The following is a 15,022-nucleotide window of genomic DNA, read 5'->3' as shown; positions in this document are numbered from 1 at the left end:
TAATAGAGCCGCTTGTCATCTTAAAGCAGCAGGTTTGCCAGGACAAAGTCGGCAATTAAAATGGCAATTACACTGTTTGTCACGGCTCCTGTGCTTGCCTTTCCTACTTCTAAGGCACCTCCTGAGGTATAATACCCTTTGAAAGAGGAAATGGAGGAGACAAGAAACGCAAACACAACCGACTTTATAAGAGCGAACAAAATGTTATAAGGTATAAAGTCGCTGCGGATACCGGAGATATATTCCTGCTGTGTAATTTCTCCAGAAAGTACGCCGGCAATGAAGCCGCCACCTATGGACAAAAACATGGCCAGTATGACAAGCATCGGGAAAACAAGGATTGCGGCAATTACCTTAGGCAGCACGAGATAAGAAGTAGAGTTTATGCCCATTACCTCAAGCGCATCCACCTGCTCTGTTATCTGCATGGTTCCCAGGCCACCTGCAATACTGGAACCTACTTTACCGGCAAGCACAATAGAGGTGATGGTGGGAGCCAGTTCCAAGAGTGTCATTTCGCGCACCATAAAGCCTATAGTGGAGCGCGGTATAAAGGCATTATCCAGGTTATATGATATTTGCACGCTTGTTACCGCGCCTATGAACGTAGATACAATGGCAACAATAAAAATAGAGTTGATGCCTATTAAAATAGCTTCATCCATCGTCCGGTTAAATAATATACGGGGCGACTCTCCACGAAAGAGGAGGCTGGACATAAAGAGTAAATATTTTCCGAAGTGTTGCAGCATAAAGGGTTTTGAAGCTGGTTAAATCATGCTATTCCAGATGATCTTAAACAAAAATACTGTTAAATACCTATATTACGTACAAAATTGCAAAACATACTAAACTATAAATATTTATGCAACGATACATTCTGGTAACAGGTGGTACAAAAGGGATTGGCAAAGCCGTTATTGAACAGTTCGCCAAAGAAGGCTTTCATATCATTACCTGTTCCCGAAACGAAAAGGACTTGCAAAAGTTGAAGTTGGAGATAGAGCAGAAATACACTTTTTCGAAAGTTTTATTTCAGGAAGCCGACCTGAGTGACGGCAAGTCCCTGCGGTCTTTTCTGGACTTTGTAAAGAAACTGAACGTGAAAGTGGATGTGCTGGTGAACAACAGCGGCTTATTTATACCAGGTAAGATTACGGAGGAAGACGATGAGGCGCTGCCGTTCATGATACAAACGAATCTTTACAGTGCTTATTATATAACCAAAGGAATAGTACCGGATATGATAAAGCGCCGCTCCGGGCACATCTTCAATCTTTGCTCTACTGCCAGTATCACCCCCTACATAAACGGCGGGTCTTACTGCATATCAAAGTTTGCCATGTATGGGATGAGCCAGGTGCTGCGCGAGGAACTAAAAGAACACAACGTACGGGTAACGGCAATACTTCCGGGGGCTACGCTAACAGCCAGCTGGGAAGGTGTTGACCTGCCACCAGAGCGTTTCATAAAGCCGGAGGATGTAGCCATGGCCATGTTCAATGCCTATACCTTATCAGAGAATAGTGTGGTAGAAGAATTGCTTATCAGGCCGCAGTTAGGAGATTTGTAGTAAAGCTGAAGAATAATACTAGAAAAGGGCTGCATTGCACTGCTATTAGTGTGGGAGCCATGGAAGTATAAAGCATCTCATGTTTTTCTATAATTGGTGTTTTTGATTTGATTGATATTCAATACTTTATCTGATGCTTATGAAAACACTTCAAGTACTTTTCCTGTGTCTGGTCTGTGCTACCAGTTCTTTTGGGCAGAAGGTAGAGTTCGCAGGGCAGCTGCATACCGGAGTATCAGCATTTGGAGGAAAATCAGCCACCGGAACAACAGTCATGAATTGCTTTGCATTCGACAACTCTTGGAATCAAACCGCTAACCCATACGGGAAGAAATTTGCTCTCTCTTATGGCGCGCACTTACATGTGCAACGGGTAAGCGGCAACAACTTACTGATAGGTGCACAGGCAGGGGCTGAAGTGTTGCGTAGCAGGGTGAGCATCAACGAGGTTTATGTATTGGACATGCCAAACAGCAGCTACTTAGAAAGAAAGGAAGCCACTGGAAAGGCAACTACCAGGAATGAGTTCCTTAACCTGTATCCGTACCTCGGTTACCGATTGAAAGCCGGAACAGTAGACCTTGATCTACTCCTAGGCCCGGATATAGGAATTGGTTTGGGTAGCAGCGAAAAAGGAGAGGCTACAGCAGCGGACCGCACAACTTACTCCGTCGATCGGGAAAGGAACACTCCTGAAACAGATGTAAGAGCACGTGTGGGTGTTACGGCATATTACCATCACGTTGGCTTTAGTGCCAGTTACGCCCATGGGTTCACTAACTACTTGAGGGGATATGATGGGAGTAATCCGGAGTTATATTCCCGAGTCTTGCGCCTTGGCCTGCTGTATAGGCTATAATTAAATCTATAGTTTATGTTGAATTGTTTTATCTCAATATCCTGATAGCCAATTAGTTGTTATGCGTATAAAGCCTCGTGTTAAAATATGCAGCATCAGTAGTGTACAGGAAGCGCAGCTGGCTATAGCTGCCGGTGCGGATGCGCTGGGCCTGGTCGGCGAAATGCCCAGCGGACCAGGTGTAATTCCAGATGCCAGGATCAAAGAGATCGTGATGACTGTACCTCCGCCTGTAGCTACCTTCCTGCTCACTTCCAGTACTGCTGTCGAAAGTATTATAGAGCACCACCAACGCACACAGGCGAATACCCTGCAGTTTGTGGATGCCCTGCCAGTAGGCGCTTACCAGCAGATCAGGGCGGCTGTGCGGGCGTTAAGCTGGTGCAGGTGGTGCATGTGCAGGGAGAAGCATCGGTGGAGGAGGCGCAGCGTGTAGCGGAGCAGGTAGATGCTATACTCTTAGACTCCGGAAACCCTAACCTGGAAGTGAAGGAATTAGGCGGTACCGGCCGTATCCATGACTGGGTTATCAGCCGGAGGATTTGTGAGAGCGTTAGTAAGCCTGTTTTTCTGGCAGGTGGGCTGAATGCAGCCAATGTAAGAGAGGCCCTGGAGGTGGTGCGGCCATTCGGTATTGATCTTTGCAGTGGCGTGCGGACCAATGGTCAGTTGGACTTCTACAAGCTGGAGAAATTTTTTCAAGTCATTGAGAAGGCCTGAATTAGCTTTTGGAAAATGATAGTAGGTTGTTTCTGCTAGCCCGAATACGATGCGGCCTTTACTATTCTTCAATTACCATCACGTCAACATCGTTTTCGGCGACTGATACCAAAAGGTAAGCGCACGAACTAAGTATAAAATGGCCCGTCTTTTGTAGCTTTGCGGATCAGGATTAACTTAATGAGAGGATGCACATGATCCAAATAGAAAAAAAGTATTGTTAACTGCTACTGTTTTACTACTTGCTTTTTGTGCGGACTTCCTTCTGATTATAAGATTGGCTTTTTGATTTTGAAGATGGGCAGGATACTTAAGCTCTGAAGCATTTTCTCAGGGTTTAGAATACATATAAATTGTTAACCTATTAATAACTAGAACAATATACATTGTCTGTTGAAGTAAAGAATCTTTTTAAAATCTACGGTGCGCAGCACGCTGTGGATGATATATCTTTTACAGTAGAGCAGGGGCAGATCCTAGGTTTCCTGGGGCCGAATGGTGCCGGTAAGTCCACGACCATGAAGATAGCCACCTGTTATCTGCCGCCCAGTGCGGGTACTATTATAGTGAATGGCCACGATGTGGTGCAGGACCCGATGGCGGTGCGACGCATTGTGGGCTACCTGCCCGAGCACAACCCCCTCTACCTGGATATGTATGTGCACGAATACCTGGCATTTGTGGCCTCTGTATACGGGTTGAAGGGCAAAATTGCAAAAGCACGGGTACAGGAAATGGTAGAATTATGTGGCCTGGCACTAGAGCAGGGCAAGAAAATAGGTGCGCTTTCCAAAGGTTACCGCCAAAGGGTGGGGCTGGCACAGGCGCTGGTCCACGACCCGCAGGTGCTGATCCTGGATGAACCGACTACCGGCCTTGATCCGAACCAGATTGTTGAGATCCGTTCCCTTATCAAGCGCATCGGTCAAAACAAAACCGTTATCTTCTCGACACACATTATGCAGGAGGTAGCCGCCATCTGTGACCGTGTCGTGATTATTAACAGGGGCAAATTGGTAGCCGACAGTGATGTGGCGAGCCTGCAGGCGGATCAGAGCACCGAAAAGGTGACGCTGGTGGAGTTTGAGCAACCGGTAGAGGTGGAAGTGCTGCAAACAATATCGGGTGTGTTGCGTGTAGCGCCTGCCGCTGGCCATACCTACCGTGTAACCTCCCGCAGGGATGCTGATATCCGTTCCAACGTTTTCCGGATAGCAGCAGAACGAAATTGGCCGCTGGTGGGGCTACGGCAGGAAGAAAATTCCCTCGAAAAAATATTCCAACAACTCACGAAGTAATGATGAATTAGAAATTCTGAATTCAGAATGATATGAATGCATGAAGCCTCACTTTTAATGGCCCCACATTCAGAATTCAGAATTCAGAATTCAGAATTAAACGAAATGCTCTCCATACTTAAAAAAGAATTCAACGGCTTTCTTAACTCGCTTATCGCCTACATTGTCATCACGGTTTTCCTGGTGGCGATTGGGATGTTTATGTGGGTTTTCCCGGAAAGCAGTGTGCTGGAATACGGCTTTGCCGATTTACAGACGCTCTTCAACATGGCGCCCTGGCTGTTCCTTTTCCTGATTCCGGCGATTACCATGCGTACGTTTGCCGAAGAAAAGCGTGAAGGAACTATTGAGCTGCTGCTGACTAAGCCACTGGCTGACTTGGAATTAATACTGGGTAAATATTTCGCAGCCTTGCTGCTGGCCTTGTTCGCGCTGCTCCCTACTTTGCTGTACTACTATTCAGTGTATCAGTTAGGCAACCCGCAGGGCAACGTCGATTCTGCGGCAGTGGTAGGGTCATATCTTGGTTTAATTTTCCTGGCGGGTGTATTCGCTGCCATTGGCGTGTTTGCCTCTTCCATTTCAGACAACCAGATTATCTCTTTCGTGATTGCCGTTTTTCTATGCTACATCATCTACACCGGTTTCGACCTGATTGCGTCCATGCCGGTGTGGGGCAGCTACAGTTATTTGATCAGCCAATTAGGCATTTCCTATCACTATAGCTCCATCAGCAAAGGTCTTGTCGATTCCCGGGATGTACTCTACTTCCTGAGCGTCATCGCTATCATGATTTTGGCTACTAAACTTGTCTTAAGAAGCAGAAAATGGTAACAGTGCAAAATAAGAGCAGGCGTAGCAGCGATATCCTTAAGTTTATTGCTTGGGTAGCCGGCATCATTCTGCTGAACGTTTTGGCGGCTAATTTTTTCTTCCGTCTAGACCTTACAGAGGACAAGCGATACACCATCGCCCCGGTTACAAAACAGATGCTGGGCAGCCTGGACAACGAAGTAGTGGTGGATGTATACCTGGAGGGTGATTTCCCCGCTGGTTTTAAACGCCTGCAGCAGACAGTACGCGAGACGCTGGATGAGTTCCGAATTTATTCCGGTGGCAACCTGCGCTTTAACTTTATAGATCCGAACGAGATATCTGATCAGGAGCAGCGCACAGAATTTATTACAAACCTGGCTCAGAAAGGCATCAATCCTACTAATCTAAGAGCAACAGAAGAAGGCAAGCAGGTAGAGCGGTTGGTGTTTCCGGGGGCTATAGTCCGGTATAATGGCAAAGAGACAGCTGTAAACCTGCTAAGAGGGAACCTGGCCGCCTCGCCGGATGAGCGCCTGAACCAATCGGTGGAAGGAGTGGAGTATGAGTTGGCGAGTGCTATCCGTAAAGTGGCTTTCCAGGGCAATAAAGTGATTGGCTATATCACCGGTCAGGGAGAGCTGGAGATGCAGCAGGTAACCGACCTACTAGGGTCTCTGCAGGAGTATTACCGGGTGGCGCGGGGAGAGTTAAGGGAGATTCCAACGTTACAGGGTCTCGACCTGATCATCGTGGCAAAACCTACTTCCCAGTTTACGGAGGCTGATAAGTACAAAATTGATCAGTTTATAATGAATGGCGGCAAAGCTGTCTTCTTTGTGGATGCCCTGAACGCGAACATGGATAGCGTTGGTGCAGGAGGCATGTTTGCTGTGCCTTATAACCTCAGCCTGGATGACCTGATGTTCCGCTATGGCGTACGCTTAAACCCAACGCTGGTCATGGATCTGAACTCAGGATTCATACCCATGGTAACAGGCTATGCAGGTGACAGGCCTCAGACGGAGATGATTAACTGGCGCTTTTTCCCGTTGCTGAATAACTTTAGCGAGCACCCCATAACCCGCAACCTGGATGCCGTTTATACCCGGTTTGTGGGCACCATCGATACTGTTAGAGCGGAAGGAATCACGAAGACACCGCTGGTGTTTACCTCACCCTATTCCAGAGTGCTGGAGCCTCCTGTACCCATCACTTTAGAAGAAGCCCGTATGGAAGTGAACCCGGAACTGTTCCAGGCAGGACCGCAGCCTGTCGGTTATCTGCTGGAGGGGGCGTTTACATCCCTGTTCCGCAACCGACGGGCCCCGGCAGGAGTACAGGACACGCAAGTGAAGGAGCAGGGGGTGCCCACCAAAATTGCCGTTTTCTCAGACGGTGACCTGGTGCGTAACGAAGTCAACCCACGGACAGGGCAGGCGTATGAACTGGGCTTCGACCGCTATAACAACATTACCTTTGCGAACAGAGACCTGGCCATGAATACCATTCATTACCTGCTCGACTCAGAGGGTTTAATAAATGTGCGGAGCAAGCAAATTGAGCTTCGGCCGCTGGATAGGGTGCGTGTACGGGAGGAGAAAACCTATTGGCAGTTGCTGAACCTGGTGGCACCCATCGTGCTGTTGGGTATATTTGGCGTAGGCCGATACTATCTGCGGAAGCGCAAATATGAACGCTTCTAAATTTTATCGGCCTCTTATACAGCAGGACGCGAAAAAGGACTTGCGAAAGGCGTAGGAGAAATGCGAAATATTTATAACTTTGTCCGAATAACATTATAGGTAGAATAATGAAATTTATCGTCTCTTCATCTGCGCTTCTGAAGCAGTTATCCAGCATCAACGGAGTGGTTACCAACAACCCGGTCGTGCCAATTCTCGAGAACTTTTTATTCGAGATTAACAACAGCACCCTCACCATCACAGCAAGTGACCTGGAGACATCCATGATCACAGAGCTGCCGGTAGAGGCAAAGGAGAACGGACGTATTGCCGCTCCTGCCCGGATTCTGCTGGAAACGCTGAAAAACCTGCCTGACCAGCCGGTTACGTTCACCATCGACGAAGAGACCTATACCATTGAGATTAGCTCTTCGAACGGCCGCTACAAACTGTCTGGCGAAAATGCGACGGATTTTCCGCGTGTGCCAGTGGTGCAGGGGGCCAATGCCATTGAGATTCCATCTAACGCACTGGCAAGAGCTATCAACAAGACAATATTTGCCGTAAGTAACGACGAACTTCGTCCGGCTATGACGGGTATTTTCGTGCAGCTGCGTTTTGACAGCGTTACCTTCGTGGCTACGGATGGTCACCGCCTGCTGCGCTACCGCCGTACGGATGTGGCAACAACCCAGGAAGCGTCTCTTATCATACCGCGTAAAGCTTTCACGCTGCTGAAGTCTACACTACCTTCAGAGGCCACGGCTGTACGCATGGAGTTCAACCAGTCCAATGCTTTCTTCAGCTTCGACAATATCCGAATGATTTGCCGCCTGATTGATGAGCGTTATCCTGATTACGAGAATGTTATTCCGGTACAGAACCCGAACAAACTGGTAATAGACCGTCAGGACCTCTTAAGCTCCGTAAAGCGTATCTCTATCTACTCAAACAAAACTACGCACCAGATACGTCTGAAACTGAATGGTTCTGAATTACATGTCTCTGCCGAGGACCTTGATTTCTCCAATGAAGCCAATGAGCGCCTGACCTGCCAGTACGAAGGAGAGGACATGGAAATCGGGTTCAATGCTAAATTCCTGATGGAGATGCTGAACAACCTTGATTCTGATGAGATTACATTCGAGCTTTCCACGCCAAACCGTGCTGGTTTGCTGATGCCAATCGTGAACGAAGACAGCGAGAACGTTTTGATGCTTGTAATGCCGGTTATGCTTAACAATTACGTTTAAGTAGGGATACATAAGTTTATGATACTTATCATATAACAAAGAAAGACGAGCCGCAAGGCTCGTCTTTCTTTGTTATATGATCATACATGCTGCCCTACCGCTTCCTGCGCAATTGGATATAGACCGGAAAATGATCGCTGTAGCCGCCTAGATATAGATTACCGGAGAAGGTGCGGTTCGGAGTGCCTCTGTACTTGCCGAACAGGTGTTTAATGAAGTCTGGATCGTAGATGCCAGCGGACCCACGCACATACTGCAGCCCCGCCTCATCATTCAGCAAGGCCTTGGAAACGAGAATTTGGTCCAGCATCTGAAAATTGCCCTGGCTGGCATAGGAGCCTAAGCCGTTAACGAATGGCAGGTAATGCGTGTTAAACAGTTCTTCATTATAAGAAGGATCTGGTCGTCCGGTAGCCTGCAGCACCTGTTTCATGACAGCAGCGTCAGGTTCTGTGTTAAAATCTCCCAGAACGATGATCTTAGCGTTTTCATCAGCAGCTTGCTGCTGGTCTATTTGCTGGCGTAGCGTTTTTGCAGCACTACGCAGCCGGCTATCATCCTGCTTACCAGCCCTAGTCCGGCTGCGCGGAGGCCAGTGGGTGACATAGATTGTCACCAATTCACCTCTCAGCTCTCCTTTTACCTGTAGAATGCCCCGAGAATTGTAGTTCCCGCCAAAGTTAATAGGAATGGATTCGGTATAAGTGGGTTTGAAATGTTTAGGCTGATAGATAAGCGCTACATCCATTCCCTGATCATCTGGCATATCATGGTGAACAATGCCAAAGTCAAACTTTTTTAGCGGAGGTGTATTCACGAGTTCTTCTACTACTTGTTTGTTTTCCACCTCGGCAAGGCCAACTATAGCCGGGCCTGCTTTGCCTCCTATACCAGCTATAACGGAGGCTATGTTTTCTAATTTTGTGCTGTAGTGCTCTTGCGTCCATTCCTTGACACCCGTTGGAGTATAGGCTTCATCTGCGGTTTGAGGATCGTTCTCTGCGTCGAAGAATTCCTCTGTATTATAGAACGCAACGGTATAAAGCCTCTCTCTCTGAGAGGATATAGGTGACCGGGAACATCCAACAAGCAGGATAAAGGTAAAAAAAAGGGTGAGGGTTTTAATTCCGTGGTGCATCGTGTAACTTTGTGCTCATATATCTGAATAAGAATATTACGAGATTCATACACTATAAAGTTTAAAAATTGAACAAATGAAAAAATCTGAAATATATTTTAGCATTGCCTTAGATGATAATCGTGTACCGGAAGCCATCAGTTGGCGTGCCACGGATGCCGGAGATAAGATTCATTTTGCAAAAGCCATCAATATCTCCCTCTGGGACAGAGACGAGGCAGGCACCATGAAAATTGATTTATGGACGAAGGATATGCCGGTGGATGAGATGAAGTACTTTTACATTGATACCATGGGGGCTATGGCACAAAGCATTGCCACCGCTACCAGTGACCAGGTAATGGCAAAAAAGATACAGGCGCTCTGCGAAGAGTTGATGACACATGTAGAGCAGGAACGTCAGCAGAATGACAAGCAGTAGGCATAAAATGACAGTGCCGCCCCGATTACGGGGCGGCACTGTCATTTTATCTTAAATTGTTACTTGTTCTTACACGAAGCGCTTTTACCTTTCAGAAGTACTAGCTGTAGCTTCACCGGTATTTTCTTCCTCATCAGCATTGGCAGCAAACTCTTTGTCCATGGCTGTATAATCTTTGCGATGGCCGTAATAGTCGTTATACTGCACTGTACTTAACACGTTTTCGAGAAAGCGATCCCGCTGTGCGTATACTTTGTTGCTTAGTGCGTCAATTTTTGACTGGTCGCCAGCATTTTCCTCTTCAATAGCGGTAATCTGCTCTGCAACCTTTAAATTAATTTCTCTTATTTTTTCTGACTGATAGTTATTTAGATGCAACCCGCGAATCATCTGATCTGACAGGTGTTTCGCTCTTGAACTTGCCAAAGTTTTAGACGATTTGTCGCCGGGGGCTTTTGTAGCCATTTTTGTTCCGGTGGCATTCGTCGCTAAAGTTGAACCAAACATCATACAAGCCATTACCAATATTTTTTTCATTGTGATGTCCTTTCTTTGTGAATGTTTAGTTTTTGTCTTCTTTCTTATACGTAAATCAGGTTGGTTTAGATAGGGGCAGAGGCTTTAATAAGCTCTTTTAGCTGCTGTAGTGCGCACATGGCACATTAAAAGATTAGCTGGTGTGGTGATAAACAACAAAGCCGCTCCTTTTCAAGAGCGGCTTTGTTGTTTATACTTCAGAAAAACTAAAGATTTATCCTTGCATGGAAATTAGTTGATACTTACTGTTCGTGATGCGCTTGATGCAGTCTCGGATGATGCTACACCGTTACCACCACGGGATTTGTTGGCGGCATCGCTCATAAATTGTCTGTCAAGAGCCACCAGATTCTTACGGTCCCCAAAGTACTCGTTATACTGTACAGTGCTCAGTACATTCTCTAACTTTTGGTCACGTTCGGCACATACGCCATTACATAATTCATTTATTTTCTCCTGGTTGCCTGCATATTGTTTCTCAATAGCTAACATTCGCTTGGCGACATCAAGGTTTATCTCGCTTACCTTAGTTGACTGATAGTTATTCAGCCTCAAATCACGAATCATCTCATGGGAAAGATTTTTTGCTCTCTCCTGTGCAGAAATCTCTGGTGTGTCTTGTGCCGAAGCTGCGAATGCTCCACTGAATACCATGCAAGTTATTATCAATAGTTTTTTCATAATTTATTCCTTTCTTAGTTTTGTGTAATTGCTTTTGTGAAGAACGCAGCCACTTATTAAAAAATTCCGGACTTTGTTGTTTCACTGTAACGCCTAATATAGTACATATATTATGCCAGAAAAGCCGTTTTTTAGCTAAAAAACGGCTTTTCTGGCATAAACTTACTAAAAATTACCACTCATTCTTCCACATCATCGACTCTACAGGTCTGGTGGTGCGGTTGTTATACTTTGCATTTTGCTTGGTGTTATAGTAGTTCTCAATACCGCCACTTACTTCAAAATAAATAAGCTGGCCAATAGGCATACTGTAGTATACACGCACCGGGTGCGACACAGAAATCTCAAGTGTCCAGGTGTTGCAGAAGCCAACATCTCCTTTTCCCGCTGTGGCATGTATGTCTATTCCCAGCCGTCCTACGCTTGATTTTCCCTCCAGGAAAGGGACGTGTGCATGCGTTTCGGTATATTCCAGTGTGACGCCCAGGTACAAAGTACCCGGCCTAAGGACATAGCCCTCCTCCGGAATATCAAAAACGTCTATTTCATTGTGTTTGCGGGCATCCAGTACCTCATCTTTATAGGTTGCCAGGTATCGCCCTAAGTGCACGTCATAAGAGTTTGTACCCAGGCAGTCGCGGTTAAATGGCTCCACGAGGATGGTCCCCTTTTCAATTTCCGATAAAATCTGCTTATCTGTTAATATCATGGTGTGGCTAAAAAATAGTCTGTAAAATAAGCAAATATGCTGCTATAAGACAAGGTTTGAATTTGATTGCTGGATTGTTTCATAGCATCAAGGCTGCAATGAGAAGTACAATGTTGGCTGTCGCCTTCATGGTTTTCATTTCGGTGATAGGTAAAACACAAAAGCAGCACCTGTAGAAGATGCTGCTTTTGTTAACAAGCTTAATTACTTTTCAAATTATCCCTGGTGCGCCTCCTGAAGGGCCTCCAGGTTGGCCTGCACATATTGCGCTACCAGATCCTCGGTAACAGCTGTTGAAACAAACAGCGCCTCGTACTGAGAAGGAGCGAGGTAGATACCTCGTTGTAGCATGCTATTAAAGTAGCGACCGAATAAAGCTGTGTCTGATGTCTTTGCCGTGTCGAAATCAACCACTTTTTCCTGGGTAAAGAAGATGCTGAACATGGAGCCGATGCGGTTGATGGTATAGTTCAGGCCTAACTGCTGCAAATTCTGCTGCATGCCGGCTACCATTTTGGCAGAGATTTGCTCCAGCTGCGTATAGGTTTCCGGGTGATCTTTCAGGTATGTGAGCATCGCCATACCCGCCGACATGGCGATAGGGTTGCCAGACAAAGTGCCAGCTTGGTAAACAGGGCCCGCCGGTGCTACATAATCCATCAGCTCCTTTTTGCCTCCATAAGCGCCCACCGGCATACCGCCTCCTATAATCTTGCCTAAGGTGCTCATATCTGGGGTAACACCGTATACTTCCTGCGCGCCACCCGGGGCCAGCCTGAAGCCTGTCATTACCTCATCAAAAATAAGCACAATGCCTTCCTTATCACATAGTTCGCGTAGGCCTTGCAGGAAGCTCAGCTGTGGAGTAACAAGCCCCATGTTTCCAGCCACAGGCTCTAATATGATTGCTGCCACCTGTCCCTTATTTGCCTCTACCAGCATTTTCACGGCATCCAGGTTATTGTAAGGTGCGGTGAGGGTATCATTGGCAGTGCCTTTGGTTACGCCCGGACTGTCCGGAACACCTAAAGTAATGGCACCGCTGCCTGCAGAAATCAGGAAAGAGTCGCCGTGGCCGTGGTAACAGCCTTCAAACTTGATGATTTTATCCCGGCCGGTATAGCCGCGCGCCACACGTATAGCAGACATGGTTGCCTCCGTACCGGAGTTCACCATGCGCACTTTCTCGATACTAGGCACCATGCTCACAATGAGCTCCGCAATTTCAATTTCTTTGCGTGTTGGGGCTCCAAAGGAGAGGGAGTCCGGAATAGCTTTCTGCACTGCCTCCTGTACTACTTCCGCAGCGTGTCCCAGAATCATAGGACCCCAGGAGTTAATCAGGTCAAGGAATTGGTTGCCATCTTCATCGAACAAATAAGGTCCTTTGGCAGACACCATAAACCGGGGATTACCCCCAACGGCTCTGAAAGCTCTGACAGGGGAGTTAACTCCACCCGGAATGCTGTTTTGCGCGCGCTGGAACAGCTCGTTACTTACATGTGCTTGAATCATATGTAATTTAGATCAAATTGTGATATCAAATTAAAGAACAGGGTTGACAACAGTAAGTTGCAAGTTCTCTAATTTAGTGATGGGTACATATTGGTTATCAGGATGTGCTTCGTTTCTGTTGTTTGCATCCGTATAGCTCATGCCCGGGTAAAACACCCCTAACCTGGAACCGGACTGTGCCAGCTGCTGGTTAAATTGCGGACCGTAATTCTTTAACATCGTACCAAAGTAGTACAGCATCTCGAAGCCTGCATAAGCATATATGGACGGTGGCAGGTTATACTGGCTGATATACTGCTTTCTAAACCAATCGTTTAGCGGGTTCAGCTTGTTTACATACTTCGGGCTGATGAAGAAAACCTCCAGGTCATCGAGCTGCCGCAGGCTAATCTGATTTATATCCAGCCATTTATCATATGTAACCAGTGGCAGCGTACGGGCCTTTCCCTGCAGAAGGCTTGTCGTGTTTACGGCTGCTGTCATTCTATCTGAGAAAACCGCCATATGGCCTGCATCCTCCAGATTAAGACCTCTGAACGCAGTGGCCGTAGCAGTTGTCTCGCTGGATTTGATTTTATTGAATGTCCTTACCTTACCTCCCAGCTTCTCGAAATGCTGCCGGTAAAGGTTAGCAAAATTGGTATCGTCTTTTGTGTCCTCGTAAACAATAACCGCTGTTTTTGGTGAGAAATTCTGATACGCATAAGCTGCCGCCTGTTTTGCCTGTGTAGCGACAGAGGATTCAAATAAGAACACATTACTACTACCTTCTGCCACATCCAGATCCTGAGACAGCGGGTTGATTACGTTGATGTTGTGTTGTGCTGCAAAACGTGCCGCCACTTTTGCCGTTGATTTGTAGATGGGCCCGATCAAAAGGCTCATTTGTTTCATCTCCGGCGTGTCCAGCACTCTTTTGACGCTCATAGTATCGGCGCTGGTATCGTACGTAAACAAATTGATGTCGATTCCCTGCTTCTGCAGCGAATCCTGCGCCAGCTTCATACCGGCATACATATCCGTTACGAACTGGCTTTTGCGGGCTGTCTGCTGTAAATCCTGGTTCAGCTGGAAGGGGAGGAGCAAGGCGATATCATAACCCTGGCCGCGCAGCACGCTGGGATTCAGGTAACGGCTGCGGTCTAAGTTATGCCTTGCAACCAGGTTCTCCAGCCTCTGGCGATCCTGCGGCTGGTACCATCCTCCGATGAGCTTGTCGGCGTATACCTGTGCCAGAATTTTATCATCTCCGTAACGCTGCAGCAGGCGCTCAAAAGTCGCTTTGTCATTCAGATTGTTCAGGTAAAACCGCTTCAGTCCTTCTGCATCATTTGCCAAAGCACTGCCTTTCAGTTCCTGAAGTTTGCTCAGCGCCCGCTCATAATTGCCCTGTTCAAATAAAATGTTTGCCAGCAGGTAATCGGCATCTGCCATTCCGCGCCAGTTCGGATGTTGGTTCTGCAGCTGCAGCAGCATCTGGTACGCTTCGTCGGGCTTGTTGTTTTTTAAGGCCGCTAAGGCATAAAAATAGGAAGCTTCCGGTGCATACGGGCTATCGCTGCCAGTTAGAGGCAAAAGCTCTGCCATTGCCAGGTCATACCGCTGCTGCTGCAGGAGTATTTTACCATTGTTATAGTTTGCGTTGGCATCCTGTACCTGCGCCTGCGCCGGCATAGCCAGCGCACCGAGCAGCAAAAGGCCTGCGGCTTTATTCCAAAAGCTTTGAATCATGTCTTTTTTGATGAAGGAGAAAAGACAAAGGATGAAAGACAAGTTTTTTGAACCCTTATTTCCTCCTTTGTCGAAAAGTCTTTCTTCTT

At 47.0% G+C, this 15,022-nt stretch carries 16 protein-coding genes; 9 read left to right on the top strand and 7 right to left on the bottom strand.

The features are described from left to right. Positions 1–20: 20 nt before the first annotated feature. The gene (locus DXT99_RS04680; RefSeq protein WP_181885030.1) at positions 21–752 is read right to left on the bottom strand and encodes an MlaE family ABC transporter permease; all 732 of its coding nucleotides are present in this window, start codon (positions 750–752) and stop codon (positions 21–23) included. Positions 753–865: 113 nt separating this feature from the next. Between DXT99_RS04680 and DXT99_RS04675 the strand changes: the two genes are divergently transcribed. From DXT99_RS04675 to dnaN, 8 genes are all read left to right on the top strand, one after another. Beyond that, on the top strand, positions 866–1,573 hold the full coding sequence (locus DXT99_RS04675; protein WP_115564358.1) for an SDR family oxidoreductase: 708 nt from the start codon (positions 866–868) through the stop codon (positions 1,571–1,573). A 139-nt stretch (positions 1,574–1,712) separates the two neighbouring features. After that, positions 1,713–2,432 carry an outer membrane beta-barrel protein gene (locus DXT99_RS04670; protein ID WP_181885029.1) on the top strand — a complete coding sequence of 240 codons (720 nt, stop codon included), beginning with the start codon at positions 1,713–1,715 and terminating at the stop codon, positions 2,430–2,432. Positions 2,433–2,493: 61 nt separating this feature from the next. Then, the gene (locus DXT99_RS27860) at positions 2,494–2,868 is read left to right on the top strand and encodes a hypothetical protein (RefSeq protein WP_317048117.1); all 375 of its coding nucleotides are present in this window, start codon (positions 2,494–2,496) and stop codon (positions 2,866–2,868) included. Further along, positions 2,829–3,152 (top strand): phosphoribosylanthranilate isomerase, encoded by a 324-nt coding sequence (locus DXT99_RS27855; RefSeq protein WP_317048116.1) that lies wholly within the window; start codon positions 2,829–2,831, stop codon positions 3,150–3,152. The genes DXT99_RS27860 and DXT99_RS27855 overlap by 40 nt, the downstream gene beginning before the upstream one ends. Before the next feature lie 386 nt (positions 3,153–3,538). Continuing rightward, positions 3,539–4,450: a gliding motility-associated ABC transporter ATP-binding subunit GldA gene (gldA, locus tag DXT99_RS04660; protein WP_115564356.1), complete on the top strand. Its 912-nt coding sequence runs from the start codon at positions 3,539–3,541 to the stop codon at positions 4,448–4,450. Positions 4,451–4,555: 105 nt separating this feature from the next. Then, positions 4,556–5,284 (top strand): gliding motility-associated ABC transporter permease subunit GldF, encoded by a 729-nt coding sequence (gene gldF / locus DXT99_RS04655; protein WP_115564459.1) that lies wholly within the window; start codon positions 4,556–4,558, stop codon positions 5,282–5,284. Continuing rightward, positions 5,278–6,969, top strand: a complete 1,692-nt coding sequence (gene gldG / locus DXT99_RS04650; RefSeq protein ID WP_115564355.1) for a gliding motility-associated ABC transporter substrate-binding protein GldG — start codon at positions 5,278–5,280, stop codon at positions 6,967–6,969. The genes gldF and gldG overlap by 7 nt, the downstream gene beginning before the upstream one ends. A gap of 107 nt (positions 6,970–7,076) precedes the next feature. Further along, positions 7,077–8,201, top strand: coding sequence for a DNA polymerase III subunit beta (gene dnaN, locus DXT99_RS04645; protein ID WP_115564354.1), 1,125 nt, complete (start codon positions 7,077–7,079; stop codon positions 8,199–8,201). A 94-nt stretch (positions 8,202–8,295) separates the two neighbouring features. Here the strand turns inward: dnaN and DXT99_RS04640 are convergent, their stop codons facing one another. Further along, positions 8,296–9,339: an endonuclease/exonuclease/phosphatase family protein gene (locus DXT99_RS04640; RefSeq protein ID WP_115564353.1), complete on the bottom strand. Its 1,044-nt coding sequence runs from the start codon at positions 9,337–9,339 to the stop codon at positions 8,296–8,298. Between the two features lie 76 nt (positions 9,340–9,415). Here DXT99_RS04640 and gldC point away from each other — a divergent pair, with 76 nt between their 5' ends. Continuing rightward, positions 9,416–9,760 carry a gliding motility protein GldC gene (gene gldC / locus DXT99_RS04635; protein WP_115564352.1) on the top strand — a complete coding sequence of 115 codons (345 nt, stop codon included), beginning with the start codon at positions 9,416–9,418 and terminating at the stop codon, positions 9,758–9,760. Positions 9,761–9,844: 84 nt separating this feature from the next. On the opposite strand, the gene DXT99_RS04630 is transcribed toward gldC, so the two are convergent. The 5 genes from DXT99_RS04630 to DXT99_RS04610 form a co-directional block, all read right to left on the bottom strand. Further along, entirely contained in the window at positions 9,845–10,297 is a 453-nt protein-coding gene (locus DXT99_RS04630; protein ID WP_115564351.1) for a hypothetical protein, read from the bottom strand. A 231-nt stretch (positions 10,298–10,528) separates the two neighbouring features. Continuing rightward, positions 10,529–10,978: a hypothetical protein gene (locus DXT99_RS04625; RefSeq protein WP_115564350.1), complete on the bottom strand. Its 450-nt coding sequence runs from the start codon at positions 10,976–10,978 to the stop codon at positions 10,529–10,531. 172 nt (positions 10,979–11,150) lie between these two features. Beyond that, entirely contained in the window at positions 11,151–11,687 is a 537-nt protein-coding gene (dcd, locus tag DXT99_RS04620) for a dCTP deaminase (protein ID WP_115564349.1), read from the bottom strand. Between the two features lie 216 nt (positions 11,688–11,903). After that, positions 11,904–13,202: a glutamate-1-semialdehyde 2,1-aminomutase gene (hemL, locus tag DXT99_RS04615; RefSeq protein WP_115564348.1), complete on the bottom strand. Its 1,299-nt coding sequence runs from the start codon at positions 13,200–13,202 to the stop codon at positions 11,904–11,906. Positions 13,203–13,232: 30 nt separating this feature from the next. After that, the gene (locus DXT99_RS04610; protein WP_115564347.1) at positions 13,233–14,933 is read right to left on the bottom strand and encodes an ABC transporter substrate-binding protein; all 1,701 of its coding nucleotides are present in this window, start codon (positions 14,931–14,933) and stop codon (positions 13,233–13,235) included. Positions 14,934–15,022: the final 89 nt, after the last annotated feature.

Origin of the sequence: Pontibacter diazotrophicus (assembly GCF_003367245.1) — a bacterium.
GTDB classification, from domain to species: domain Bacteria; phylum Bacteroidota; class Bacteroidia; order Cytophagales; family Hymenobacteraceae; genus Pontibacter; species Pontibacter diazotrophicus.
The sequence above is the reverse complement of the archived record's forward strand: the minus strand, read 5'-3'. Positions and strand labels throughout refer to the sequence as shown.

Bases quoted from the DNA above. Each gene is read 5' to 3' on its own strand.
- DXT99_RS04625 (WP_115564350.1), bottom strand. From the start codon at position 10,978: ATGAAAAAACTATTGATAATAACTTGCATGGTATTCAGTGGAGCATTC.
- dnaN (WP_115564354.1), top strand. From the start codon at position 7,077: ATGAAATTTATCGTCTCTTCATCTGCGCTTCTGAAGCAGTTATCCAGC.
- dcd (WP_115564349.1), bottom strand. From the start codon at position 11,687: ATGATATTAACAGATAAGCAGATTTTATCGGAAATTGAAAAGGGGACC.
- gldF (WP_115564459.1), top strand. From the start codon at position 4,556: ATGCTCTCCATACTTAAAAAAGAATTCAACGGCTTTCTTAACTCGCTT.
- DXT99_RS04630 (WP_115564351.1), bottom strand. From the start codon at position 10,297: ATGAAAAAAATATTGGTAATGGCTTGTATGATGTTTGGTTCAACTTTA.
- DXT99_RS04610 (WP_115564347.1), bottom strand. From the start codon at position 14,933: ATGATTCAAAGCTTTTGGAATAAAGCCGCAGGCCTTTTGCTGCTCGGT.
- DXT99_RS04675 (WP_115564358.1), top strand. From the start codon at position 866: ATGCAACGATACATTCTGGTAACAGGTGGTACAAAAGGGATTGGCAAA.
- hemL (WP_115564348.1), bottom strand. From the start codon at position 13,202: ATGATTCAAGCACATGTAAGTAACGAGCTGTTCCAGCGCGCGCAAAAC.
- gldC (WP_115564352.1), top strand. From the start codon at position 9,416: ATGAAAAAATCTGAAATATATTTTAGCATTGCCTTAGATGATAATCGT.
- DXT99_RS04640 (WP_115564353.1), bottom strand. From the start codon at position 9,339: ATGCACCACGGAATTAAAACCCTCACCCTTTTTTTTACCTTTATCCTG.
- DXT99_RS27860 (WP_317048117.1), top strand. From the start codon at position 2,494: ATGCGTATAAAGCCTCGTGTTAAAATATGCAGCATCAGTAGTGTACAG.
- DXT99_RS04670 (WP_181885029.1), top strand. From the start codon at position 1,713: ATGAAAACACTTCAAGTACTTTTCCTGTGTCTGGTCTGTGCTACCAGT.
- gldG (WP_115564355.1), top strand. From the start codon at position 5,278: ATGGTAACAGTGCAAAATAAGAGCAGGCGTAGCAGCGATATCCTTAAG.
- DXT99_RS04680 (WP_181885030.1), bottom strand. From the start codon at position 752: ATGCTGCAACACTTCGGAAAATATTTACTCTTTATGTCCAGCCTCCTC.